Source organism: Streptomyces sp. NPDC006235 (assembly GCF_040613735.1).
GTDB lineage: Bacteria > Actinomycetota > Actinomycetes > Streptomycetales > Streptomycetaceae > Streptomyces.
This window is the reverse complement of sequence record NZ_JBEXSR010000002.1, coordinates 235,714-259,507: the sequence shown is the minus strand read 5'-3', so window position 1 is coordinate 259,507 and position 23,794 is coordinate 235,714. Positions and strand designations below refer to the sequence as shown.

The window sequence follows — 23,794 nt, the reverse complement described above, 5'->3', positions numbered from 1 at the left end:
CGACTCGAGGAGGTGTGTGCCCGTGCCGCAGGCCCGCCGGCTGATGGCCGCCTCCGTCATGCCGGTCGGGGGAGTCACCTGCCTGTATGTGACGCCCCCCGGCCCGCGGCCGCCGCTGTGGGCGGTCATCGGTCTGGCCGGGGCCGCGGCCGCGGCCACCGGGGTCCTCGCCCGCCGGCGGCCCCGGCCGGCCCTCGGCGCCAGGCTTCGGCGGGACGCGCGCGAAGAGGGCGATGCCTCCTTCCGCACCCTGCCGGGCAGCCCCTCGGACGTCGTCCTCGTCCTCGACGACGACTCGACCGTCCGCTATGCCAGCCCGTCCGCGCGGGCCGTGTTCGACCGCTCCCGGGTGATCGGAACGGCATTGGGAGACCTTATCGACCCGCTCGACCGGGAGCGGGTCGACCGGACGCTGGCCGTCCTGGACGACGAGCGGACCCCGGAGGTCCACGACCGCTGGTGGGTGAGGCAGTGGGGCGGTCGCATCGAGATGGAAGCGCACTGCCGTGATCTGCGGGAGGACGAGACCGTCGGTGGCCTGGTCGTCACCCTCCGGGACATGACCGAGCCGCGGAAGCCGGAGCACGAACTCTCCCGGCGTGCCTCCCGCGACCCGGTCACCGGCCTGCCCGGCCGGGCCCTGCTGCTGGAGCGCATCGGGAGGGCCCTGCTGCGCGACCACCGCGAGGTCCTGCCCTGTGTGCTCCTCGTCGACCTGGACGACTTCAGGACCGTCAACGAGACCCTGGGGCACTCGGCCGGAGACCGGATCCTCGAGGCGGTGGGCGAGCGCCTGTCGCAGACGCTGCGCCGCACCGACATCGCGGCCCGGATGGGCGGTGACGAGTTCGCCGTACTGATGGAGGACGCCGGACACCCCCTCGACGCCGAGCTGCTGGCCGCGCAGGTGATCCAGGTACTGGACCGCCCGTTCCATCTGCCCGAGGGGTCGATCAGTATCTCCGCCAGCGTGGGCGTGGCCACCGCGTTGGACAGCACCGACGCCGACGAGCTGCTGACGTGCGCCGGGCTGGCCATGCGGGCGGCCAAGGCCGCGGGGAAGCGGCAGTGGCGCCGCTTCATGCCGAGACTGCGGGTCCGGGGAACCGCACGGCACAACCTGCAGGCGCGGCTGGACCGCGCGATCTCCGGGGAAGAGTTCGCGCTGCGCTACCAGCCCGTCGTGGACATCACCGGGGGCCAAGTCATCGGTTTCGAGGCGCTGGCCCGTTGGCCCCAGGGCCGGCACGGGCTGGTCTCGCCGGGGCAGTTCATTCCGCTCGCCGAGGAGACCGGGCGCATCACCCCGCTGGGCGCCTGGGTCCTGCGCAACGCCGCCTTGGACATGGCCCGGCTGCAACATGCAGCCGGCCGGGCCGTGGCCCCGTACATCAGCGTCAACGTCTCGGGCCGACAGTGGCAGGACACGGACTTCTTGGCGAAGGTGATCAGCGCCGTCGAAACGCCGGGCCTCGCGCCTGGCTCACTGCAACTGGAGATCACCGAGTCCGTGCTCATGCAAGGGGACGACCGGCTCGAATCGGTCATCCGGTCATTGAAGGAGCTGGGCGTGCGCATCGCGGTCGACGACTTCGGAACCGGCTTCTCGTCGCTGCGCTACCTGCGCGACTTCCCCGTCGACACCCTCAAGATCGACAAGACATACATCGACGACATCTCGCATGATCCCCGGCAGGCCGCTCTGGTCCAGGGCATCGTCCGTCTCGCCCAGACGCTGGGGCTCCAGATCATCGCCGAGGGTATCGAGCAGCGGGGACAGCGGGACCTGCTGACCGCCATGGGCTGCCGGTTCGGGCAGGGTTACCTGTTCGCACGGCCCATGACGGTGGAACAGGGCGTGGTCGCGCTCCGGCGGCACCACGGCGAGGGACCCGACACGGAGGCTCCGGTACCGGGCGTGTACTGAGGCGGCGGTTCAGGCGAGGGCAAGGGCCGGACGGTCCAGGTGAGGGCAAGGGCCGGACGCTTCACCTGGAGCAAGGGCAGACCGGCTACCGCGCTTCCCGCTGGTGGTTTCGCAGAACGCTGGTCCGGCGCGGCGCCACTCCTCCCGGCCCGCGCGCGTCGCGCGACTGCGCCGCGGACAGAGCGAACGCCGTCTCCGCCAGCGCGAGATGACTGAACGCCTGCGGGGCGTTGCCCAGTTGCCGTCCGGTTTCCGGATCCCACTGCTCCGCGAGTAGTCCGACGTCATTGCGGATCGCGAGGACGCGCTCGAAGACCTCCCGGGCGCGCGCGGTGTGGCCGGTGGCCGCGAGGGTGGCGGCGTACCACAGGGAGCATGCCACGAACGCACCCTCGCTGCCGGGCAGGCCGTCCAGCCCGTCCCCGCCCTGCGCGTAGCGCAGCAGGAAGCCACCGCGGTCCAGTCCGCGCATCGCCCGAACGGTGCCTCGCACCCTGGGGTCGGACGCAGGCAGGAAGCCCAGCCTGGGCATCAGGAGGCTGGAGGCGTCCAGGGCCGGCGAACCGTAGGCCTGCACGAACGATTGCTGTCCGGGGTCCCAGCCCTCCCGCAGCACCTGCCGGTGCACATCGTCGCGCATGGCCCGCCATTCGGCGGAGGAACCGTTGCGGCCGAGGAGTGCCCCCATGCGCACGGCCCGGTCGGCGGCCACCCACACCATGACCTTGGAGTGGACGAACTGGCGCCGCGGCCCGCGCACCTGCCAGAGTCCCTGATCGGGTTCCCGCCAGTGCCGGAGCAGACAGCCCATGAGCGCCTCGACCAGGTCCCAGACGTGCGCCGGCATGGGGATACCCGCCCGCAGGGACAGGCAGAGCGTGTCCAGCACATCGCCGTACACGTCCAGCTGGAACTGGCCGACAGCGGAGTTCCCGAACCGCACTGGTTGTGAGCCCTCGTAACCGGCCAGCCAGGGCGCCTCGGTCTCCGGCAGCAGGCGCTGGCCGCCGACGCCGTACACGGCCTGCAACTGGGCGGGGTCACCGGCGATGGCACGCACCAGCCAGTCCAGCCAGGCCGTGGCCTCGTCCCGGTACCCGCTGCGCAGCAGGCAGGACAGGGTGAGGGTGGAGTCGCGCAGCCAGCAGTAGCGGTGGTCCCAGTTCCGGTCACCGCCGATGCGGCCGGGCAGTGAGGTGGTGGGGGCAGCGACGACGCCGCCCGTCGGTGCGTAGGTGAGGGCCTTGAGTGTGATCAGGGAGCGCACCACGGCGCCCCGCCATGGTCCCTGGTAGCGGCACTGCCCGGCCCAGCGGCGCCAGAAGTCGACGGTCTCCTTCAGCGCCGTCTCGGCGGGGACGGACAGCGGCGGCGGCGGGCCGGGCAGGTGTGACGGCGACCAGGCCAGCCTCAGTGCCAGCCGCCGCCCGGCAGGGACGGTGAACTCCCACACCGTGGCGTCCGTGTCGCCGAGCGTGCTCACCGGTCCGTCGGCGTCGAGCCAGACGGCGTCCGGCCCGGCGACCGCGACGGTGCCGTTCCCGGCGTCCCGCACCCATGGCACGACCCGGCCCTGATGGAAGCGCAGCCGCAGTTCGCTGCGCATCCGCACGGCTCCGGACAGCCCCTCGATCACGCGGACCAGACAGGGCAGTTGGGCTCGCGGTGGCATGAAGTCGGTGACGCGCACGGTTCCGTCCGGGGTTTCCCACCGGGAGTCCAGGACGAGGGTGTCCGGCCGGTAGGCGCGGTCCGCGCAGCGGCCGGGATCGGTTCCGGCGGACGTCGCGAGGCGCGCCGGGGCGACGCGCCAGCAGCCGTTGTCGCCGTCGCCCAGCAGCGAAGCCAGGCAGGCCGGTGAGTCGAAGCGGGGCAGACACAACCAGTCGACGGAGCCGTTACGGCCGACCATGGTCGCCGTCTGCAGATCGCTGAGTAGGGCAAAGTCCTCGATCGGTACGCTCATGATCACCGTCCTCCGTCACCGCGCGACGGCTCTCTCGTGTTTACAACGTATACGTACAGCGTCTCCCCGATGAACAGTGCCAGTCAACTCTTATCGCCCTCCGCTTGACGCACCCGGCCAAATCGGCACAAGATGCTCGTATACGTCGTAAACATACGGCGTCTGGATCCCGGATCGCGACGGAGGTAACTCCCGTGCACATATGCCAGGAGATCCCACCGTGTCTCAGGCGTCCCCCGGTCGAGCTGGAGATCGTCATTCCTGCCGTCAACGAGGAACGCCGCCTGCCCCGCACCATCGAGTCGACGGTGGACTACCTCCGGGACCAGACCTGGTCGTCCTCCGTCGTCGTGGTCGACAACGACAGCGTTGACTGCACGATCGACATACCGGAGCGCTTCGACAGCCCCGCGACCCCTGTCCAGGTGATCGGCTGCAGCGAACACGGCAAGGGGGCCGCCGTCCGGCGGGGCATCGTCACCTCTACGGCCCGCTTCGTCGGGTTCCTCGACGCCGACAACGCGACGCCGATCGAGACACTCGACAAGGTGCTGCCCCTGCTGCGGGACGGCTACGCGGCCGTGATCGCCTCCCGGCACGTCGACGGCTCCTGCTTCGAGGCCGAGGAGTCGACGATGCGCCAGTGCGGCGGCTGGCTGTTCCGCCGCCTGACCCGTCTCTCGCTGCCGGACATCGCCGACACCCAGTGCGGTTTCAAGTTCTTCGACGGGCGGCTCGCCCGGGACGTGGCGCCGACCTGCCGCGTGGACGGGTTCGCCTTCGACGTGGAGCTGCTCGCCCGGATGGTGCGGGTCGGCGGCACGGTCGTGGAGGTACCGGTCGCCTGGTCGGACATGCCCGGATCGACGTTCTCAGCCCGACGCGACGGCATTCGCTCCATGGCGGACGTGCTGCGCATCTCTCTCACGCGGTGACCCTTCATGAATGCACTCGAGCACCTTGCCCGCACCAATGTCCTGTTCCTCAACTGGCGAGACCCCGCCCATCCGCAGGCCGGTGGGGCGGAGGCCTACTGCTTCGAGATCGCGCGGCGGCTGGCCGGTTCTGACGCGCGCGTGACTCTCTTCGCGGCGCGTTTCCCCGGCGCTCCGGCCGGCGAGTGGGCCGACGGCGTGCGCGTGCTGCGCCGCGGGGGCACCTTCGGCGTCTATCTCACCGCGGCCCTTCATCTGCTGAGGAACCGGCACACCTACGACGCCGTGGTCGACTTCCAGAACGGCATACCGTTCTTCTCCCCGTTGTTCACACCGCGCTGGACCGCGGGTGTCTGCGTCATCCACCACATCCACCAAAAGCAGTTCGACCTCTTCTTCCGGTGGCCCATGAACACCATCGGGCGGTTGCTGGAAAAGCAGATCAGCCGCCTGGTCTACCGCCGGAACGCCATCGTCGTCGTCTCGCCCTCGACACGCGAGGGCGTGCGCACCGAGCTCCATTTCCGCAAGAACCCCGTCTACCTCGTGCCCAACGGCAGCCCGCGCCCGTATCCGGGGTCGGTCCTCCGCGCCGCGACGCCGACCGTCGCCCTCGTCACACGGATGACACCGCAAAAGCGCGTGGACCTCCTGCTCGGGGCGCTCCCCGCCCTCCGGGAACGGTGGCCGGACCTGCGCGTGGACCTGGCCGGGGAAGGCAGCGAACTGCCGAACCTGCGCGCACTGTGCTCCGCGCTCGGTCTCGACTCGACCGTCACGTTCCACGGTCATGTCAGCGAGGAACGCAAACACGCACTGCTCGGCGGCGCGTGGCTCACCGTGGTGCCGTCGGTCGCCGAGGGCTGGGGCCTGACCGTCATCGAGGCCAACTCCATGGGCACACCCGCACTCGCCTTCGACGTCCCCGGCTTGCGAGATGCCATCCGCGACGGCCACAACGGCTGGCTGGTCCCCGACGGCGTGCCGCTCTCCGACGCGCTCGCCACGGCCCTCACCGAGCTGGCCGACGCCGGTGCCCGCGACCGGGCGGCCCGGCGCTGCCGCGCCTGGAGCGCGCGGTTCTCCTGGGACGACAGCGCCGAGCGGCTCGCCCAGGTGGTCCTCGAGGAGTCCCGGCGCGTGCACCTGCACCGCAGGTCACGCCGCCGGGCCAGCGACCTGACGGTCCTCACCCGGTTCCGGGCTCCGAACAGCGACCAGGTCGAGCGCGCCGTGAAGACCCTCCTACGGGAGACCGACCGGTGGAGCCGTCGGGGCGACACCTTCCAGTTGCTGCTGCACGGCTGCGACGAGGTGCGCGCGTTCCATGCCCTGCGACGGCTCGGCGTGCCCGAGGCCGCGTTCCGCCTGGCGCACCGGCGCGAGGAACTCGTGAACCCGGAGGAGGGCAAGCCCGATCCGGACGACACGGATGCGCCGACCACCGCCGGGCCCGGCGCCCGGGAACGGCGGGAACCCGCATGAGCGGCCCCCACACGACCACGATGCACCGGCCGGCGAACCGCCCGGACGTTATCAAGGCGGTGCACGGCGCCCGCTGGTTCACCGCGGCGGCCGTCGCCGTGGGCGCCGTGAACTACGGGTACGCCCTGCTCCTGACCAGGCTGCTGGACGTCGGCTCCTACGCGCGGTTCGTCGCCGGTCAGTGGCTGCTGCTGAGCGCGGCCACCGTGGCGACGGTGACGGTGCCGTGGGTGCTGGCGCAGGCGCTGGCCCGGGCCCGGTCGAACGCGGAGCGGGGCGACGCGGGCCGCTTCGCCGTCATCACGAGCACCTGCGGCGGACTCGTCATGGGCAGCGTCGTCGCCGCCGTGTCCACCCGGTTCGCCGGATCCGCCACCACGCTGGCGCTGGCGCTGAGCACGCTCCTGATCTACGTGACGACGGTGACCGCGGGCTGGCTCCAGGGCGAGGAGCGGATGCGGACGCTGTCGCTGCTGCACGTGGCCGAGGTGCTGGTGAAGATGGCGGCCGGCGTGTTCCTGGTCGTGGCCCTCGGACTGAGTGACAGCGGCGCGCTGGCGGCCTTCGGGATCGGCGCGCTGCCGCTCCTGCTGTGGTGGCCGTCCCTGCCGCACGGCAGCGGGCGGCCCTGGCGCAGTGCGTCGGCCAACCGGGACCTGTGGCGGCGGGCGTTCGGCATCGCCCGGCTCCAGGGACTGGTCGCGCTCATGGCTGCGGTCGACGTGGTGCTGGTGACGATGCTGCCCACCGACCCGTCGGAGGCGGCGAGTTATCAGGCGAGCGTCACGCTCTCCCGGGTTCCCCTGTTCGTGGCCGGCGCGGTGTCCATGGCGTTCTTCCCCGCCCTGTCCCGACGGCGGGCCGGCAGCCAGCTCAGCGCCAGCGCCGTACGGATGTACGTCCTCGCGTCCCTGCCGCTCACGGCGTCGCTCGCCACCGTGCCGGGCGCCCTCCTGGGCACCGTCTTCCCGGCCGAATACAGCATGATGAGCGCCCTCATGGCCTTCACCGCGCTCACGGGTTTCGCCGTCGGAGCGATCAACCTGGCGGTCACCTTCTCCCAGGCCGTGGACGACTACGCCTGCGCACGCTGGCAGATCGTCGGCCTGGCGGGTTACACGCTCGCGCTTGTGGCGGGCTGGCACCTCGACGGTGTCCGGGGCATCGCCGTCGGCGGGGCGCTCGGCGCCGCCGCCGCGCTCGCCCTGCTGCTGGGCCGGCTCGTCCACCGCCAGGGGACGGCCTTCCTCAGGCGCACGCCCCTGCTGGAGCCGCTGCTGCTCACGGCGGTGCTGGTGGTGCTGCGCCCGTTCCCGCTGGTGTGGCTGATCGCCGCGACAGCCGTCGGCGTACGGGCCGTGGAGCGGTTCCTGCGCCGGCCGGGGGCGCCGGACCCCGCGGAGGACCAGACCGAGGTCACCGCCGGGCACTCGTCGGCGGATCCGTCCGCCGGCCTCTCAGAGAGCACCACCGACCGACCGGGGACAGCCATGGCGTACACGAAAGCCGACCATCCGAAAGCCATCGCCCCCCATGCGGAAGAGCAACCCGGCAGCCTGCTCGTCGACGCCGTATGGCGCGGCAACGCCCGGCCGGCCGAGGACGCCGCACTGCGCCACGCGCTGTCACTCGCCCGCGACAACCAGGTGGAGGGCCGCCTCGCCCGCGCGTACCCGCGGCAGCTGGCGGACGTCGTGGCCGAGGTGGACACCGCCAACGAGTCGTTCCGGGAGAACCTGGTGGAGGTGACCGGCCGCCTGCGCGCCGCCGGCATCCCCACCGTGCTCATCAAGGCGGACCTGGCCGGCGACTACGTCTACGGCAACTTCGACCTCGTGGTGCCCGACGGGCGCTGGGAGGCGGCGTGCGACGCCCTGGAGGGCTGGTACGTCGAGCGTTCGACGTACTGGCTGGAGCGTTCGACGAAGGTGCTGCTGGAACCGCGCAGCGGCCCGGCGGCCCATCTGCACACCGCCGTGTCGTGGTTCGGCGTGCCGGTGCTGTCCACCCGTCGGCTCTTCGAGCGGGCCGAGCCCGACGGGGGAGCCTGGCTGGTGCCCCGCCCGTCGGACGAGCTGCGGATCTGGCTGGCGCACGGCCTGTTCCAGAACCTGTCCCTCGACCTGTCGGAACTGTTCGCGTTGCGGGGCCTGCTCGCCCCGGACGTGGTGGCCGAGGCGCGCCGGGAGGCGGCGCGCGAGGGATGGCTCGCCGGGGGCGACCGCGCCCTCGCCGTGGCGGTCGGGGCGATGCGCCGGCTGGACGAGGGCACGCCGGTCAGACTGCCGGTGCCGCTCCCGGTGGGCGCGTCACTGCGGGTGGGCGCGGAGCACGCGCTGCATCTCCTGCGCCATGGACGTACCCGTGTTGCGGTACGAGAGGCCGCCCTGCGGGTGCCGCTCGTGGTCGCCAAGAGGCGAAGGATGCTCCTGTCATGAGAAATCGCCCCCTGCTGGTCTGTGTGTCCGGGCCGGACGGCGCCGGGAAGTCGTCGCTGGTCGGGCGGATGGCGACGAATCTGCGCGGTCACGGGTACGCGGTGGCGACCCAGTACTGCTACGGCTGTGTCGTCTGCCGGCGCCTGCCCCAGAGCATCCGGTCCCGGTTCACCGCGTCCCCCGGGAAGCCCAGGTCGATCGCTTCGGGCATCGGTACGTGGGCCGGCCGGCTGCACGGCTGGGTGGACGTGGCCGAACTCACCGCGGCTCTCGCGGAAGCCAGGGTTCGAGCGCGCCTGACCTCTCGGGGCGGACCGGCCGCCGTGGTGACCGACCGCGGCCCGCTCGACGGGCTCGTCAAATTCGACCCGGCGCCGGGCTCGCGCCTGGCGGCCGCCTTCGCACGACTGGCGAGGACATACGAGATCACCCTGCTCCTGGACGCGGAAGCCGAGGTACTCGCTGAGCGCGACGGCGAGTACGCGATCGAACCGCTGGCGAAGTTCCGGGACCGCTACCGGCAGTGGGCCACCCGGTTGCCGTCCGTCCGCCGGGTGGACGCCGACGCGCCGCCCGCCACCGTCGCCGCCGAGGCGATGGGATGCGTGCCGACGCGGTGGCAGGCTCCGGCCGGACCGCCCCCAGTGCGGGCCGACGGCGGGAAGCACGTGGTGATCTCGACCTTCGACGACCTGCACAATCCGGACTACCACGGCGGCGGCGCGCTCCTCGTGGACAAGGTCGCCCGCCGCCTCGCCGAGGACCACCGGGTCACCGTCGTCACGGTGGCCGCGCGTGGCGGCGTCGAGACCCGCGACGGCGTTCGGTACCACCGGCTGCCGCTCGGCTGGGCCGGACCGCGCCTCGGGCAACTCCTCTACCACGCGGTGCTGCCGCTCACGGCCCGCAGGCTGCCGCACGATTTGTGGCTGGAGAGCTTCACACCGCCCTTCTCCACGGGTTTCCTGCCTTCGTTCTCCCGCGGCCGGGTGGTGGGAGTGGCCCAATCGCTCAGCGGAGCGGCGATGTCACGCCGCTACCACCTGCCGTTCGCCCAGGTCGAGCGCTACGGACTGCGGTTCTACGAGGACGTCGTCGTCCTGAACGAGGCCGACGCCGCGACCGTGCGGCGTCACGCCCCCCAGGCCGTCACGCACGTCATCCACAACGGCGTCGACCAGCCGCCCCTCGACCCCCGGCGGATCGGGGAGGGCGACTACATCGCCTTCCTGGGCCGGGTGGACGTCTGGGAGAAGGGGCTGGACCTCCTGCTGGCCGCCCACGCCGGCGCGCCGTCGATGCCGCTGCTGCTGGCCGGTGCGGGCGCCCGTGGCGAGGAGGCCTCGCTCGCCGCGCTGATCGCCGCGACCGGTGCCGACGCCCGCTGGGTGGGCGAGGTGACGGGAGCCGAGAAGCAGAAGTTCCTGGAAAACTGCGCCTTCCTGGTGCTGCCCTCCCGCAGCGAGTCCTTCGGCCTGGTGGCGCTGGAGGCCATGGCGTACGGCAAGCCGGTACTGCACTTCGACCTTCCCACGCTGCGCTGGATGGACGGTGGCGGGAACGTCGCCGTCCCCGCCTTCGACGTGCCGGCCCTGGGGCAGCGGTTGCGGTCCCTCGCGGCGGACGAGGAGTCCCGTCGGCGGCTGGGGCACCTGGCGCACCAGGCCGCGCGGTGGTTCTCGTGGGAGCGGACGACGGGCCAGTACCTGGGCCTCGTCCAGGAGCTGCTGGACCGGCCCGTATTCGCCGGGAGTGCCCCGGCGAGTGCGGTGCCGGCAGCGGAGCGGAAGGAGGCCGGGTCATGGCAGCCGATCCGCTGACCGCCGCGATCGACGCGGGCACCCCGTTCGTCGTGCTCTCCCCGCATCTCGACGACGCGGTCCTGTCCTGCGGAGCGCTGATGGCGCACGCCGTCGGCCGTACGGCCGTGCGGGTGGCGACGTTCTTCACGGAGGCCGGCATCCCGCCGTACACGCTCTCCGGACGGCGTTACCTCCGGCTGACGGGTCAGACCGACGCCGAGCGCCTGTACCGGGACCGGCGTGCCGAGGACGAGGACGTGCTGGGGCGGCTCGGTGTCGACTGGGTCCATCTCGGGCTGACCGACGGCCTGTTCCGCCGCAAGCCCACAGCGTCCGACCGGCACCGCGACTGGATGCGCCGTGTGCTGCCCGAGCCGTCGCACGTCTATCCGACGTACCGGCTGCATCTGGCCACGGGCCGGATCTCCCGGTACGACGCCGACACCCTGACCTGTGCGCGGGCCGTGCTGGAGAGGCTGGCGTCGGCACCGCAGACGATCCTGCTGGCGCCCTCGGGTGTGGGCCGGCACGTGGACCACGTACTGGTGCGGACCGCGGCCGAGCTCAGCGGTCACCGGGTGGCCTACTACAGCGATTTCCCCTACAACCAGCAGCATCGCCTCGACCCTGGCTTCGTCATACGGAACGAACTCGCCGGGGTGGAGTGGTCACGAGGGCTCGCCGCCAAGGCGGCACTGGTGCGCGGCTACCGCTCGCAGGCGGCCGCGCTCTTCCCCGACACCCGCATACCCGAGGTGCCGGAGGTCTATCTGCTCGCCGGTGGCGCACCGGCGGACGGCGAGGAAACGGGAGGTGCGTCATGGCTGTGGTGAGCAGGGCCCTGCCGGTGTCGGTGGCATGGCTGCGAAGCCGGGCGATCCCCCTGTGGGTGGTGGCGGGCCTCGCGGCGGCGCTCACCGGCGTCGTCCGACTGGTCGGGTTCGGCCAGACACCGGACGTGTTCGGCGACGAGGTCTACTACTGGCGCATCGGTCACTCGGTGGAGTCCGGAGGATTCCCCCGGTACAAGGGTGGGTTGTTCTTCCTTCACCCGCCCGGCTACTTCTACATGGAGGGCGGCTGGGAGCGGCTGTTCGGCGCCCATGGGGACGTCATCGCCGGGGTGCAACAGATGCGGCTGCTCAACGCCGTGCTCGCCATGATCACCGTGGCGGTGCTGGTGTTCCTGATCACCCGCGTCACCCGGTCCGTCCCCGCCGCCGTGGCGGTTGGCCTGCTCTTCGCGTTCGACCCGTTCGTCCTGCGGCTCAACGACCGCGTCCTCATCGAGACCTCGATGATGCTCTGGGTACTGCTCGGCTATCTCGTGCTGTTGCCGTTGACGCAGGGGGACCGACCGCCCAGAGCGCGCGGCCGGGCGGTCGCCGGGGGCCTCCTGTTCGGCCTGGCCATCCTGACGAAGGACGTGGCGGCCCTCATCACGGTGCTGCCGCTGCTCGCCGCCGTGCTGTTCACCTGGCGGTCGCGGCGGTCCCTGCCCCTGCTTGCCGCCGTGTCCGCCACCGTTCCGTACGCGATCTACGTCGGTGTCGTGGCGGCGGCGGGCCACTTCGACGAGCTGTGGGCGGTGAAGACCCACGGCATCAGACGGTTGCTGGGCCAGGTCCAGGAGACCGGCTTCAACGCGGCGGGTGCGCCGTCCCTCTCCCAGCGCGTCGCCGAGGAGGTGAGCAATTTCGGCGGCACCTACGCACTGCTGGCCCTGGGCCCGCCGGCCGTGCTCCTGGTCCTTCGTCGCGGCAACCGTGGGCAGCGTCTGCTCGGCGTCTGGTACCTGTCGGCGGGCATCGCTCTCGGCTACGCCGTTGTCAAGGGGACGCTGGAGGAGCAGGCCCTGTACATGCTGATCCTTCCCACGATCGTGGTCATGGCGATAGCGGGCGTGCGGCTGTGGGAGGGGCGGGCCGAGCGCCGGCCGCTGCGTTCCGGTGTCGCGCGTACCACCGCGGTCCTTGTGGTCGCGGGCGCCCTGGCCGCGTCCGGATTCACCTACGCGCAGACCAGGTCCCGGCCCGACGACGGCTACGCGCAGCTGCGCCAGTACATGCTGGACCATGTGCCCCCGGGCAGCCGGGTGATCTCGACGAGCGGCTCCACTGACCTGGTCCTGGAGGACCGCTACCGCGTCGGCCGCTGGCATACGCCGCAGGAGCGGGCGGGGGCGCGGGCGTCCTACGTCGTCACCACGTGGCGGCTGGTCGCTCATGGGTACTCCCCGTTCACTCAGCGCCAGGTCCGGGACCTCACCCGGCAGGGTGACCTGCTCTTCTCCTTCCGCGGCCGGACGTACGGAACGGTGGCGGTGTACCGGCTGCCGGTGCCCCCGACAGCGCACACGGCCGGGGCGGGCGGGGCCGGTGGCTAGGCGCTCGGCGCGGTGCCGGGTGCTGCTCTTCACCAGCGGTCCGTGGGAGGGCGGGGCGGGAGCCGACACCCAGCTGGCGGCGTCGATCGCCGACTGCATGCCGGACCGGGACTTCCTGCGGTTCAGCCGGTGGCCACAGCGGGGGACGCCCGGGACGGCGCCCGGACGACGGGTGCCCATCGTGTCCCGGGACGGTGTGCCGCGCGTTCCGGAGCGGCTGCAAGCCGCCCTCGCCGGGGGTTTCCTGGCGCGCCGCACGGACCTGGTGCACGCGATCCTGACGATCGGCGGAACGTACCCGCTGTTCTCCCGGCTGCGGAGGGGCCTGCTCGGCGGCGGCCCGGTCATCCACACGGTGCCCGGGGTGATGGACACCGGGCTGCTGGAGCGGGCGCGGCCGCTGGGAGTCACCGTTGCCCTCTCGGAGGCGACGGCCGGGCAACTGCGCGCGGCGGGCTTCGGCGACGTACGGGTCATCCCGCCGACGATTCCGCTGGACCGGTGGTCGTGGCGCCCGCGCAACCCAGGGGGTCGCGTGGTGCTGTTCGCCGGCCACCACGATCAAGAGGGCGGCGCGCGTGAGGCGATCGCCGCCGCGGCGCAGGCACACCGCTCGGGGGCCCGATTCCGTCTGGTGCTGGCGATGCGACGCCGGCCGGGGCAGGACGAGCAGACGCTCAAGAGGGAGCTGCGGGTGCTGGCGGCCCGGGAGGGGCTGCCCGAGGTGGACGTCCTCGGCCATGTACCCGACATGCCGGGGCTGCTGGCGGCGTCGGACGTCCTGCTCTTCCCCCCACGCGCGCTCGGCGGGAAGGCGGACGTCCCCTTCATCGTGCTGGAGGCGCTCGCCACCGGACGACCGGTGATCCTCAGCGACCTTCCGCAGTTCGGCGAGCTGGGTTTCGCGGGGCCCCGGGCCCCGGTCGGAGACGGGGTGCGCACGGGTGAGCTGCTGACGCGGCTGCTGGAACAACCACGACTCTGGGAGATGCTCGCACGGCGTGGTCGTGCCACGGTGGAGGAGCGGTTCGGACCCGACCGCTTCCGCACTGAGTACGAGCGTCTGTACCAGGAGTCCCTGGCATGAAACCGGTATGGCGGCAGACCCGAGGCACGGTGAGCCGTGCCGCGCCCTGCCGCCGGCGCGTCGGTGTCGTCACGGCCGCTCTCCTCGTCGCCGCCTGCTCCCCGGCCCTGGAGCGCGACGACGGCCGGTCCTACGTCTTCGGCACTCTGCAGACCATGCCCGAGAAGGCCCCTCTGGAGCGGAGCAAGGGCATCGAGGTCGCCCATCTGCAAATCTTCTGGGATCAGTACGAGCCCCGGGAAGGCCACTTCTCCTCCGAGTACCGGGACAGCGTCAGGCGCTCGCTGGAACGGCTCCAGCGGGCGGGGCTCCTCGTCGAGGTGAGCCTGGGACTGCATCACGCGCCGCGTTGGCTCTTCGAGGAGTATCCGGAGGCCGCCTATGTGGACCAGGACGGCAACCGCCTCACCGAGGCGCCCAACATGGTCTTCAGCCAGACCGTGCGCGAGCAGGCACAGCGCTACGTGGACCAGGTGGCCCGGGACATCGGACTGGGGAACTTCTGGGCCATCCGCGTCGGCGTCAGCGACACCGGCGAGTTCGGCTACCCCTCGGACTCGCATGCCCACGCCTACTGGGCCTTCGACGCCAACGCCCAGAGCGCTTCCCATGCGGACCGGCCGCCCGGCACTCCCGCGAACCCGGCACCCGGCTGGCGGCCGGGACAACGCGACTACCGCGGACGGGTGTTCACCGAGGCTCAGGTCCGCGCGTGGTACGACTGGTACCTGAGGGCCCTGACCGGTGCGGTGAACTGGCAGATCGAGTACTACAAATCACTGCGCTACGACGGGTTCCTGAAGGTCCTGGTGGCAGGCAGCGGCTACTACCCGCTCGATTACCGGCGTGCCGTCCAGCGGCACCTGGACGCGTCGGTCGGCAACCGGCTGATCGCCCTCGGGGTCGGTTACTTCCGGACTCTGGGCCAGATCCGCGAACGCCACAACGTACAGATCGTGGCGACCTCACTCGTGGACGGCTCAGGAGAGCCCCGGAACAACGGCTGCTCCCCCGACGACCGCCGAGTGAACGTCCTGGCCCCGCCCGACCGCCTGCACGACCAGTGGTCGTCGGTGCGCTGGGTCACCCGTGTCGCGCGGCACTACGGCTTCGCCCTGCTCAACGGAGAGAGCGCCGGGAACCAGGTGAGCCCCTACTATCCCGGCGTCATGTCCGCCGCGGCCCGCCAGATGGAGACCTGCGGGCTGCGGGGGTTGATGTGGGCGTTCGACAACAACCTCTACGACGGCACTCCGGGTTCGTCACTCGAGGACTACTCCGCTGTGATCTCCCGCTACGACTGAGGTGATCCCGATGGACGTCACGGTTCTGCGCCCCGACGAACTGACCGCCGCCGACCTCGGCGCGTGGGGCGCCATGCAACGCGCGACCCTGGCGTTGGCCAATCCCTTCCTCGCATCCGAGTTCGCCCGGGCTGTGGGCCACCGGCGTGCCACCGCCCGGGTGGCGCGGCTGTCCGAAGGAGGCCGCATCGCCGGGTTCTTCCCCTTCGAACGGCACGCCCTGGGATCCGGCAAGCCGATCGGCTCCGGCTTCTGCGACTGCCAGGGCCTGATCCACCGGCCGGGCCTCGACTGGGACCCGGCGGAGCTGCTCAGGGCGTGCGGTCTCGCCCTCTGGGAGTACGACCATCTGACCGCCGGGCAGACGCCCTTCGAGACCGCGGGTACACCTCGTGCCCGGGCCTCGTCCCCTGTCATGGAACTGGACGGCGGCCATCACGCCTACCTCGAAAGGCTGCGGCACAAGGTAGTGCGCACCGCGCGAAGCCAGGAGCGCAGGCTGACCCGTGACGTGGGCCCGCTCCGGCTGGACTTTCACACGCCCGACCCCGTGCTGCTGGACACCCTGATCCGCTGGAAGTCCGACCAGCAGCAGTCCAAGGGACGCCGGGACATTCTTTCCCGGACATGGTTCCTTGCGATTCTCCGGGAACTGTTCGATCTGCCGTCCGAGTCCTGCTCGGGCACGCTGTCCGTGCTCCGCGCGGGTGAGGCACCCGTCGCCATGCTCTACGGGCTGCGCTCGCAAGAGGTGTACGCCACCTGGTTCCCGGCCTATGACACCCGGTTCGCCAAGTACTCACCCGGCATTCTGCTGCACCTCAAGCTCGCCGAGGCCGCCGCGGAGCGCGGGATCGTCCACATCGACATGGGCAAGGGCACCTCCCGCTACAAGGACGCGCTGAAGACGGCGGACCTGAGCGTCACCGAGGGATACGTCGGCCGGCACACCCCCGCCGCGATGCTGTGCCGGCTGCGCATGGCGTCGGACCGCACCGCCCACGCGGCGATCAGCGCCAATCCGCGGATCCACCGCGCCGCGGTCAGGGCCGTCGGCGCGGTCGACAGGCTCCGTTGACTCCCCCCTGCTCCGACGCGACGCGGCCTCGGGCAGGGGCGATCCCTCCGCCTAGGATGTATGTGACCCATCGCGCCGGCGGATGCCGGTCGCCCCGGGACTCCGCGTCCCGAGACGAGGAGGCTGTCATGGCCGAGGAACGGGCCCGAGTCCGGCGCAAGGCCGGGACGCCGGAACCGGCCCGGCGCGCCAGCGACCGTGGCCGCTACGGCCGGCTGAGCCGGGAGCAGGTGCTGGCCAGTGCACTGGAGCTGGTGGATCGCGAGAGCCTCTCGGCGCTCAGCATGCGGCGTCTGGGGGGCGAGCTGGGGGTCGAGGCCATGGCGCTGTACCGCTACGCGGCGAGCAAGGACGCCCTCCTCGACGGGCTGGTCGAGGCCCTTTATCTGGAGCTGGAGGAGCGGCTGGCCGCCGACGCCGGGGAGGATGCCCACTGGCGGGCCGGGCTGCACCGCATCGCCCGCGCGACCTACGACGTGTGCCTCGCCCACCCCCGGGCGGTGCCTCTGCTGGCCACGCGTCTGCTGGCGGTCCCCCTGGCCCGGCGGCCCGCCGCGGTGCTGCGGGATCACGAGCGGGTGCTCGCGCTGCTGCGGCAGGCCGGGTTCGACGAGGCCACCGTCTCCGCTGTGTTCCGGGTCTTCACCGCCTGGCTGCTCGGCTATGTGTCCGTGGAGCTGCGCCCCATGGTCGACAACCCGGACGAGACCGATCCGGCCTTCCGGCTGGGGCTGCACCGGCTGTCCGCCAAGGAGTTGCCGACGCTGCGGGAGACCGCGGAGGCGCTCGCCGAGCGGGGCGGGCCCGAGGGGCTCGCTGCCGGGCTCGACGCCCTGCTCGACAGCTTCACGGGCGGTTCCGGGAGCGGCTCGCCTTCCGCAGCATCCCGCTGAACGGCGTGTCCGGGCGCTCCAGGCGCTCGCCGTCCAGCGTGATGTCGACGGCCTCGTTGAAGAAGGCGACGCGTCCCTGGATCGGCGCCACGGCCGGGAGTGGCTCGGGGTAGCTCCAGGCGATGTTGGGCGGCACATCGCCCTCGCCGCGCCAGGTCCAGTACGCGGCGGTGCCCTTGTAGGGGCAACCGGTGCTGTGGTCGGTGGCGTCGAACAGGTCCAGGCGGACGTCCTCGCGGGGAAAGTAGTAGCGGGTCGGCAGGGAGGTCTCGAAGAGCAGGACGGGGGCGTGGGTGTCCGCGACGACCCGGCCCTCGATCTCGACCCGGACATGGCGGCTGCTCGGCAGCGCGTCGACGCGTTTGTGCGGGTCACGGGGGTGGATGAAGATCTCTTCCTCCTCCTCGTACCAGTGGTCGAGGCCCGTGTCGGTGCGCAGGAACCACTCGAAGGCGATGTGGCCGGCCAGGTCGTCGGCGGGGAACGTCCAGGCCGCGTTCGCGCGCACCTCGCCGTCGGCGTCGAGGTCGTAGAAGATCCGGGAGCCGGTGTGCTTGCCGGTGGGCGGGTTCTGCGCCGGGCGGAGGAGGTCGGTGCGGACGTCGTCGTGCGGGAAGGCGTACTGCGGCACTGGCAGGTGGGGTTCCCAGACGAGGACCGGGTGCCGGCTGTCGACGACGGTGATGTCGCCCTTGCGGCCGCGCACCCAGCGCTCGCTGGGCTCCCACATGAGGCCTTCGGGGGTGGTCCTGATCGACCGGGCGGCGGGGTGGGCCGGGTGGGTGGTCATGGCCGGTGCTCCTTCCGGAGGTCCGGATGTCCGGTTCCCTCCACGGTCCCACGAGCTCAGTGCGCCGCGTCCAGCCTGGCCCGCTGCTCGGCGGTCAGTTCCAGGTCCATCGCGGCGAGGTTCTCTTCCAGCTGGGCCACCGAGGAGACGCCGGCCAGCGGGACGATCGGCAGGTCGCCGCCGATCTGCCAGGCCAGCACGACCTGGTTGACGGTCGCGCCGGTCTCCCGGGCCACCTCCCGCAGCGCCGCCAGCCTGGCCGGGGTGCCGGGGTGGTCGAAGTCCGCGGGCAGCCGGTCGGGGTGGGTGTAGGCGCCCTTCAGCAGGGGCGAGTAGGCGACCAGCGTCAGTCCGGGCTCGGCCCGCAGGTAGCTCAGCAGGTCGGGGCCGGCGTGGCCGAGGCTGCCGTCCGGGAAGAGTTCCTCGGGTACGTCGGTGCGGGGGCGCAGGTGGCTGTGCGCGTACTGGAGCACTTCGTAGCCGGGCAGTCCGGCCGCGGCGGCGAGGGCACGGGCCCGCTCGACCCGCCAGGTCGCGTGGTTGCTGACGCCGAGCAGTCCTACGGTGCCCTCGGCGACCAGCTCGGCGAAGCCCTCGACGGTCTCCTGGAGGGGGACCTTGTGGTCCTCGATGTGGGCGTACAGCAGGTCCAGCTTCGCCGTGCCGAGCCGCTCGCGGCTGCGTTCGGCGGACTCGCGGATCACCTTCGCCGACAGGCCTTCGGCGTTGTCGACGTAGCTGGTGCCGGGCGCCAGGGGGCGGGCGCCGAGCTTGGTCGCGATGACGATCTCGTCGCCGACGCCGCGGCTGCGCCGCCAGCGGCCGAGGAGTTCCTCGCTCTGGCCGCCCTGGCCGCCGTCGGCCCAGAAGGCGTAGTTGTCGGACGTGTCGATGAAGTTCCCGCCGGCTTCGACGTACCGGTCGAGGACGGCGAAGGACGTCTTCTCGTCCGTCACCGAACCGAACAGCATCGCGCCGAGTGCGAGCACGCTCACCTCGCGGCGGGTGCGCGGGTCCGTGCCGATCGTGCGGTAGCGCATGGCTGTTGCTCCCTCCGTCGCCGCCCCGGATCTCGGGGCAACGAAGGAGAGTCTTCAGCTTGGAGCGCACTTGAGGTCAAGGGCGTGCGGCGAAAGAGGCCGCACGACGCGTGCGTCGTCAGGCCGCCCTCACCGGATGCGTCAGGTTGGCTCCGGTCCCCGGGTGGAACACGTGGGCCTTGGCCATGTCGACCTGCAGCTCCACCGGTTCACCCTCGCGGGCACGCGTGGCCGCGTCCAGGCGGGCGACGATGTGACTGGCGTCGGCGCCGGTGTCACGCATGCCCGAGTCCGTGGCCAGCTCCTCCAACTCGGCGCTCGTCGCGGGACCGCCCTCCGCGGTGAAGTAGACGTACACATCGGACCCCAGCGACTCCAGGACCTCCACGGTGGTGGTGAAGACCGGGCCCGTTCGGTCACGGTCGTGCGCCAGGGCCACGTCCTCGAATGCCTCCGGCCGCAGCCCGAGGATGACCTCGCGGGGGGCGTTCTGCCGTTCCAGTGCCTGTCTCGTACGGTCGTCGAGGGGAAGGTCACCCACGGGCGAGCGCAGGACACCGCCCTCCAGGGTGGCGTTCAGGAAGTTCATCGCCGGGGAGCCGATGAAACCCGCGACAAAGATGTTGCGGGGGAGGTCGTACAGCTCCGCGGGTGTGCCGATCTGCTGGACCAGGCCCTGCCTCATGACCACGACCCGGTCGCCGAGCGTCATCGCCTCGGTCTGGTCGTGGGTGACGTACACGGTGGTCGTGCCGAGGCGGCGCTGCAGCCGGGAGATCTGGGTGCGCATCTGTACCCGTAGTTTGGCGTCCAGGTTGGACAGCGGCTCGTCCATCAAGAAGGCCTTGGGATCACGGACGATCGCCCGGCCCATGGCCACCCGCTGGCGCTGGCCGCCCGAGAGGTTGGCGGGCTTGCGGTCCAGGTGCTCGGTCAGGTCGAGGATCCGGGCGGCTTCGGCCACCTTGGCGTCGATGGTGGCCTTGTCCACCTTGGCCAGACGCAGCGGGAAGCCCATGTTCTCCCCGACGCTCATGTGCGGGTACAGGGCATAGCTCTGGAACACCATGGCGACGTCGCGTTCCTTCGGAGCCAGGTCGTTGACGACTCGGTCTCCGATACGCAGGGTGCCCTCGGTGATGTCCTCCAGCCCGGCGATCATGTTCAGGGTGGTGGACTTGCCGCATCCCGACGGACCGACCAGGATCACGAACTCGCCGTCGGCGATCTCGAGGTCCACGTCCTTCACGGCGAGGGCCCCGTCGGGAAAGCGCTTGGTGACTCCCTCAAGGATGATCTCGGCCATGGATGGTGCCTCCTTGCCTTCGTGCCTTCCGGGTCGGCCCGTTCACCCCTTGACTGCCCCGGAGGTCAGTCCGGCGACGATCCGCCGCTGGAAGAACAGGACGAAAACGATGATCGGGATGGTGATCACCACAGCGGCTGCGGCGATCGACCCGGTGGGCTGCTGGAACTGCGAACTCCCGGTGAAGAACGCGATCGCGGCCGGCACCGTACGCGCCGACTCGGTGGAGGTCAGCGAGATCGCGAACAGGAAGTCGTTCCAGCAGAAGATGAACACGAGAATGGCCGTGGTGAACACGCCTGGGGCGGCCAGCGGCACGATGACCATCCGGAAGGCCTGCGCTGGCGTCGCCCCGTCGACTTTGGCCGCCTTCTCCAGATCCCAGGGGATCTCCCGGAAGAAAGCCGACAGGGTGTAGATCGCGAGCGGCAGCGAGAAGGTCATGTACGGGATGATCAGTCCGACCCACGTGTCGAAGATCCCGATGATCCGCTCGATGTTGAACAGGGGTGACACCAGGGAGATCGGCGGGAACATGGCGATCAGCAGTGACATGCCGATGAGCACCCGCTTGCCGGGGAAGCGCAGCCTGGCCACCGCGTACGCGGCCATGGTGCCCAGCGCCACCGCGATCACCGTGGCGATGAGGGCGATGCCGATGGAGTTGATCAGCGCCCGGGTGAACTCGGAGGTCGCGAAGATGCCCCGGTAGTTCTCCCACGTCCAGTCCCTCGGGATGTAGTCGCCGTCCGTGAGGGTGCTGGGGTCCTTGAACGACAGCGCGGCGATCCACCACACCGGGAACAGGGCGTACAGGACCACCACGACGTTCACGACGGTCCATCGGGCGGCATGCGTCTTGCCTACGGCGGCCATCAGCGCTTCACCTCCGCGCCGGGTGCGGCTGCGCCGAACAGCTTGACGAAGGTGAAGGCGATGATCCCGACGCAGATGAAGATCAGGACCGAGATCGCCGACCCGATGCCCAGGTTCAGCGCCGTGAACAGGTTGTCGTACCCGAGAATCGACACGGAGCCGGTTCCCTGGGCCCCCGCGGTCAGGACGTAGATGTTGTCGAAGATCCGGAACGCGTCCAGTGTGCGGAAGAGCAGCGCCACCAGGACGGCCGGCTTCATCAGCGGCAGCATGACCTTGGTGAAGCGCTGCCACGGGGTGGCGCCGTCCACCATGGCCGCCCTCAGGGTCTCCTCGGGGACCAGGGCGAGGCCGGCGAGCAGCAGCAGGGCCATGAACGGGGTCGTCTTCCACACCTCCGCGAGGACGATCAGCCACAGGGCCGGCCACTGCTCGGTCAGCGGGGCCTCGCCCGCGGGCAACAGCTCGGCGAGGTAGCCGAGGTCCGGGGTCCAGGCGTACTGCCACGAGAAGGCGGCGACCACGGTGACGATGCCGTACGGGATGAGGACCGACGTGCGGACGACGCCGCGCGCGAAGATCGTGCGGTGCATGACCAGGGCGAGGCACATGCCGAGGACCAGTTCGATGGCCACGGACACGGCGGTGACGAACAGCGTCACCCAGAACGCGTCCCACCAGAACTGGGAGGTCAGCACGGCCCCGTAGTTGCTCAGGCCCACGAACTTCGCCTGCCCCGGAAAGCGCAGGTCGTACCGCTGGAGGGACAGGTAGACGGCGTATCCGATGGGGTACGCGGTCACGGCGAGCATGACGACGACGGCGGGTGCGCACAGCAGCCAGCCGAGGCGCCGCTCCTGCCGGGCGCCCACCGAGAGCGCCGCCTTGTCCTGCCGTGTCTGCTCTGCTTCGGGGGGTACCGGTGCTCCGGCCGGTTCCGCTTGCATGCTCACGGGATCACACCCTCGGATCGCAGGGCATCGTCGATCTGATCCCTGATGGTCTCGATCGAGCTCACCGGTTTGATCCCCGACGGCGGGGACAGCGTGTGGGAGATCGCGATCGAGATGTTCTGGTAGGCCGGAGTGAGGGGCCGCACGCTCGCCGCCTGCAGGGAGGCCAGCACCTCCCGCGAGAACGGGTATGCCTTCATGAACGCCGGCTCGTCGTACAGGCCGCGCAACGTGGGCGGCAGACCGCCCTCGAGCGCGGCTGTGAGCTGGTTCTCCCGGTTACGCAAGCACAGCGCCGCCTCGAAGGCCAGGTCGGGGTGGCGCGAGTAGGCGCTCACCGCCAGATCGATGCCGCCGATCGTGGGCCGTGCCGGGCGGTTCGCGTCGACCCGAGGGTACGGCGCCCAACGGAAGTTCTTGAACAACTCGGCGTTGTTCGCCTTCATCGACGGATAGACGAACGGGTAGTTGAGCTCGAACGCCGCTACCCCCGACTCCATGGCGAGACGGTTCTGGTCCTCCATCTGGTTCGACAGGGAGGGGTCCGCGGCCGGGGACTTTGCCAGATCACGCATGATCCCGGCGGCTCGCGAGGCAGGAGGACCGAGAGCAGGCTCGGTCGCGCTCGCGTTGAGGATGGAGCCGCCCGCACTGTTGATCAGCGTGTTGAACCAGACGGTCAGGCCCTCGTACTGGGCGCCCTGGATCTCCACGAAGTGCGGCTTGCCCTGCCGCGCGAGGGTACCGGCCATGTCCAGCATTTCGGCCCAGGTCCTGGGCGGGGTGGGCACCAGGTCCTTGCGATACCACAGGAGCTGGGTGTTGGTGTTGTACGGGACGGCGTACAACTTGCCTTTCCAGGTCGCGGTCTGCAGCGGTACGCGCAGGGTGCCCTCGACTGCCTGCCGTTTCGCCGTCCCCGTCCATTCCCGGATCCAGCGCGCCTCGGCGAACTCCGCCGCCCAGGTGACGTCCAGGCCCAGGATGTCGAGCGAGTCGTCCTCGGCGGCGAGTCTGCGGACAAGCTGCTGGCGCTGGCCGTCCGCCGCACGCGGGAGCTTGTTGTAACTGATCCGGTAGCGGCCGCCCGACGCCTGGCTGCACCGGTCGGCCGCCTTCTGGAGCGCACCCGAGTCGTCGGGGAAGTTGTACCAGTTCAGGGTGGGTCTGCCGGAGCCCTCGTCGCTGCCACAAGCGGCGAGCACCGAAGCCAGCAACGGCAGTACTGCGAACGCCCGCAGCCATCGCGTCCTTCTGGGACGTCCCATGTGACCCGAAAAGGGCCGGCAGCCGCACCTCGCGTGCACGCGCTCCACACCTCGTTTCCGGACGGTGGCACAGGACTCGGACCCCGCAGCGATTCCCTCTCCGCGAACACTAGGGGCCCCATAAAGCAAGACAAAGCACATATCGCACCAAATCACCCAGTGGCTCACGAGGGGAGTCCACCTCGGCGAACCTGCTCCCATGGAAGGGGGCGTTGGCGGACGCGGTGGTAAGGGAAACGTCGGTCAGTCCAGAACGTCGG

Annotated in this window: 18 protein-coding genes; 11 read left to right on the top strand and 7 right to left on the bottom strand. The window is 70.9% G+C overall.

What is annotated here, in order from left to right; translation table 11 throughout:
- The first annotated feature begins 22 nt into the window (after positions 1 to 22).
- Entirely contained in the window at positions 23 to 1,927 is a 1,905-nt protein-coding gene (locus ABZ192_RS03340; RefSeq protein ID WP_356922808.1) for an EAL domain-containing protein, read from the top strand.
- An 85-nt stretch (positions 1,928 to 2,012) separates the two neighbouring features.
- Here the strand turns inward: ABZ192_RS03340 and ABZ192_RS03335 are convergent, their stop codons facing one another.
- The gene (locus ABZ192_RS03335; protein WP_356922807.1) at positions 2,013 to 3,893 is read right to left on the bottom strand and encodes a glycoside hydrolase family 15 protein; all 1,881 of its coding nucleotides are present in this window, start codon (positions 3,891 to 3,893) and stop codon (positions 2,013 to 2,015) included.
- Between the two features lie 194 nt (positions 3,894 to 4,087).
- On the opposite strand from ABZ192_RS03335, the gene ABZ192_RS03330 reads away from it, so the two are divergent.
- From ABZ192_RS03330 to ABZ192_RS03285, 10 genes are all read left to right on the top strand, one after another.
- Positions 4,088 to 4,828, top strand: a complete 741-nt coding sequence (locus ABZ192_RS03330) for a glycosyltransferase (protein WP_356922806.1) — start codon at positions 4,088 to 4,090, stop codon at positions 4,826 to 4,828.
- Positions 4,829 to 4,834: 6 nt separating this feature from the next.
- Entirely contained in the window at positions 4,835 to 6,313 is a 1,479-nt protein-coding gene (locus tag ABZ192_RS03325) for a glycosyltransferase family 4 protein (RefSeq protein WP_356922805.1), read from the top strand.
- On the top strand, positions 6,310 to 8,751 hold the full coding sequence (locus ABZ192_RS03320) for a lipopolysaccharide biosynthesis protein (RefSeq protein ID WP_356922804.1): 2,442 nt from the start codon (positions 6,310 to 6,312) through the stop codon (positions 8,749 to 8,751). Before ABZ192_RS03325 ends, ABZ192_RS03320 begins: the two co-directional genes overlap by 4 nt.
- Positions 8,748 to 10,571 (top strand): glycosyltransferase, encoded by a 1,824-nt coding sequence (locus ABZ192_RS03315; RefSeq protein WP_356922803.1) that lies wholly within the window; start codon positions 8,748 to 8,750, stop codon positions 10,569 to 10,571. The genes ABZ192_RS03320 and ABZ192_RS03315 overlap by 4 nt, the downstream gene beginning before the upstream one ends.
- On the top strand, positions 10,553 to 11,386 hold the full coding sequence (locus ABZ192_RS03310; protein ID WP_356922802.1) for a PIG-L family deacetylase: 834 nt from the start codon (positions 10,553 to 10,555) through the stop codon (positions 11,384 to 11,386). The genes ABZ192_RS03315 and ABZ192_RS03310 overlap by 19 nt, the downstream gene beginning before the upstream one ends.
- A complete protein-coding gene (locus ABZ192_RS03305; protein ID WP_356922801.1) occupies positions 11,374 to 12,939 on the top strand; it encodes a phospholipid carrier-dependent glycosyltransferase in 1,566 nt (521 codons plus the stop codon). The genes ABZ192_RS03310 and ABZ192_RS03305 overlap by 13 nt, the downstream gene beginning before the upstream one ends.
- Positions 12,932 to 14,026, top strand: a complete 1,095-nt coding sequence (locus tag ABZ192_RS03300) for a glycosyltransferase (protein WP_356922800.1) — start codon at positions 12,932 to 12,934, stop codon at positions 14,024 to 14,026. The genes ABZ192_RS03305 and ABZ192_RS03300 overlap by 8 nt, the downstream gene beginning before the upstream one ends.
- Positions 14,023 to 15,330 (top strand): beta-galactosidase, encoded by a 1,308-nt coding sequence (locus ABZ192_RS03295; protein WP_356922799.1) that lies wholly within the window; start codon positions 14,023 to 14,025, stop codon positions 15,328 to 15,330. The genes ABZ192_RS03300 and ABZ192_RS03295 overlap by 4 nt, the downstream gene beginning before the upstream one ends.
- A 10-nt stretch (positions 15,331 to 15,340) precedes the next feature.
- Positions 15,341 to 16,408: a GNAT family N-acetyltransferase gene (locus tag ABZ192_RS03290; protein ID WP_356922798.1), complete on the top strand. Its 1,068-nt coding sequence runs from the start codon at positions 15,341 to 15,343 to the stop codon at positions 16,406 to 16,408.
- Between the two features lie 128 nt (positions 16,409 to 16,536).
- Positions 16,537 to 17,301 (top strand): TetR/AcrR family transcriptional regulator C-terminal domain-containing protein, encoded by a 765-nt coding sequence (locus ABZ192_RS03285; RefSeq protein ID WP_356922797.1) that lies wholly within the window; start codon positions 16,537 to 16,539, stop codon positions 17,299 to 17,301.
- On the opposite strand, the gene ABZ192_RS03280 is transcribed toward ABZ192_RS03285, so the two are convergent.
- The 6 genes from ABZ192_RS03280 to ABZ192_RS03255 form a co-directional block, all read right to left on the bottom strand.
- On the bottom strand, positions 17,255 to 18,091 hold the full coding sequence (locus ABZ192_RS03280; protein ID WP_356922796.1) for a DUF427 domain-containing protein: 837 nt from the start codon (positions 18,089 to 18,091) through the stop codon (positions 17,255 to 17,257). The genes ABZ192_RS03285 and ABZ192_RS03280 overlap by 47 nt on opposite strands.
- A gap of 56 nt (positions 18,092 to 18,147) precedes the next feature.
- Complete coding sequence (locus tag ABZ192_RS03275; RefSeq protein ID WP_356922795.1) at positions 18,148 to 19,131, bottom strand: aldo/keto reductase; 984 nt, start codon at positions 19,129 to 19,131, stop codon at positions 18,148 to 18,150.
- 118 nt (positions 19,132 to 19,249) lie between these two features.
- Positions 19,250 to 20,437, bottom strand: coding sequence for a sn-glycerol-3-phosphate ABC transporter ATP-binding protein UgpC (gene ugpC, locus ABZ192_RS03270; protein WP_356922794.1), 1,188 nt, complete (start codon positions 20,435 to 20,437; stop codon positions 19,250 to 19,252).
- Positions 20,438 to 20,479: 42 nt separating this feature from the next.
- Positions 20,480 to 21,313: a carbohydrate ABC transporter permease gene (locus tag ABZ192_RS03265; RefSeq protein ID WP_356922793.1), complete on the bottom strand. Its 834-nt coding sequence runs from the start codon at positions 21,311 to 21,313 to the stop codon at positions 20,480 to 20,482.
- Positions 21,313 to 22,260, bottom strand: coding sequence for a sugar ABC transporter permease (locus tag ABZ192_RS03260; protein ID WP_356922963.1), 948 nt, complete (start codon positions 22,258 to 22,260; stop codon positions 21,313 to 21,315). Before ABZ192_RS03260 ends, ABZ192_RS03265 begins: the two co-directional genes overlap by 1 nt.
- Positions 22,261 to 22,262: 2 nt before the next feature.
- Positions 22,263 to 23,534, bottom strand: coding sequence for an ABC transporter substrate-binding protein (locus tag ABZ192_RS03255; protein ID WP_356922792.1), 1,272 nt, complete (start codon positions 23,532 to 23,534; stop codon positions 22,263 to 22,265).
- Positions 23,535 to 23,794: the final 260 nt, after the last annotated feature.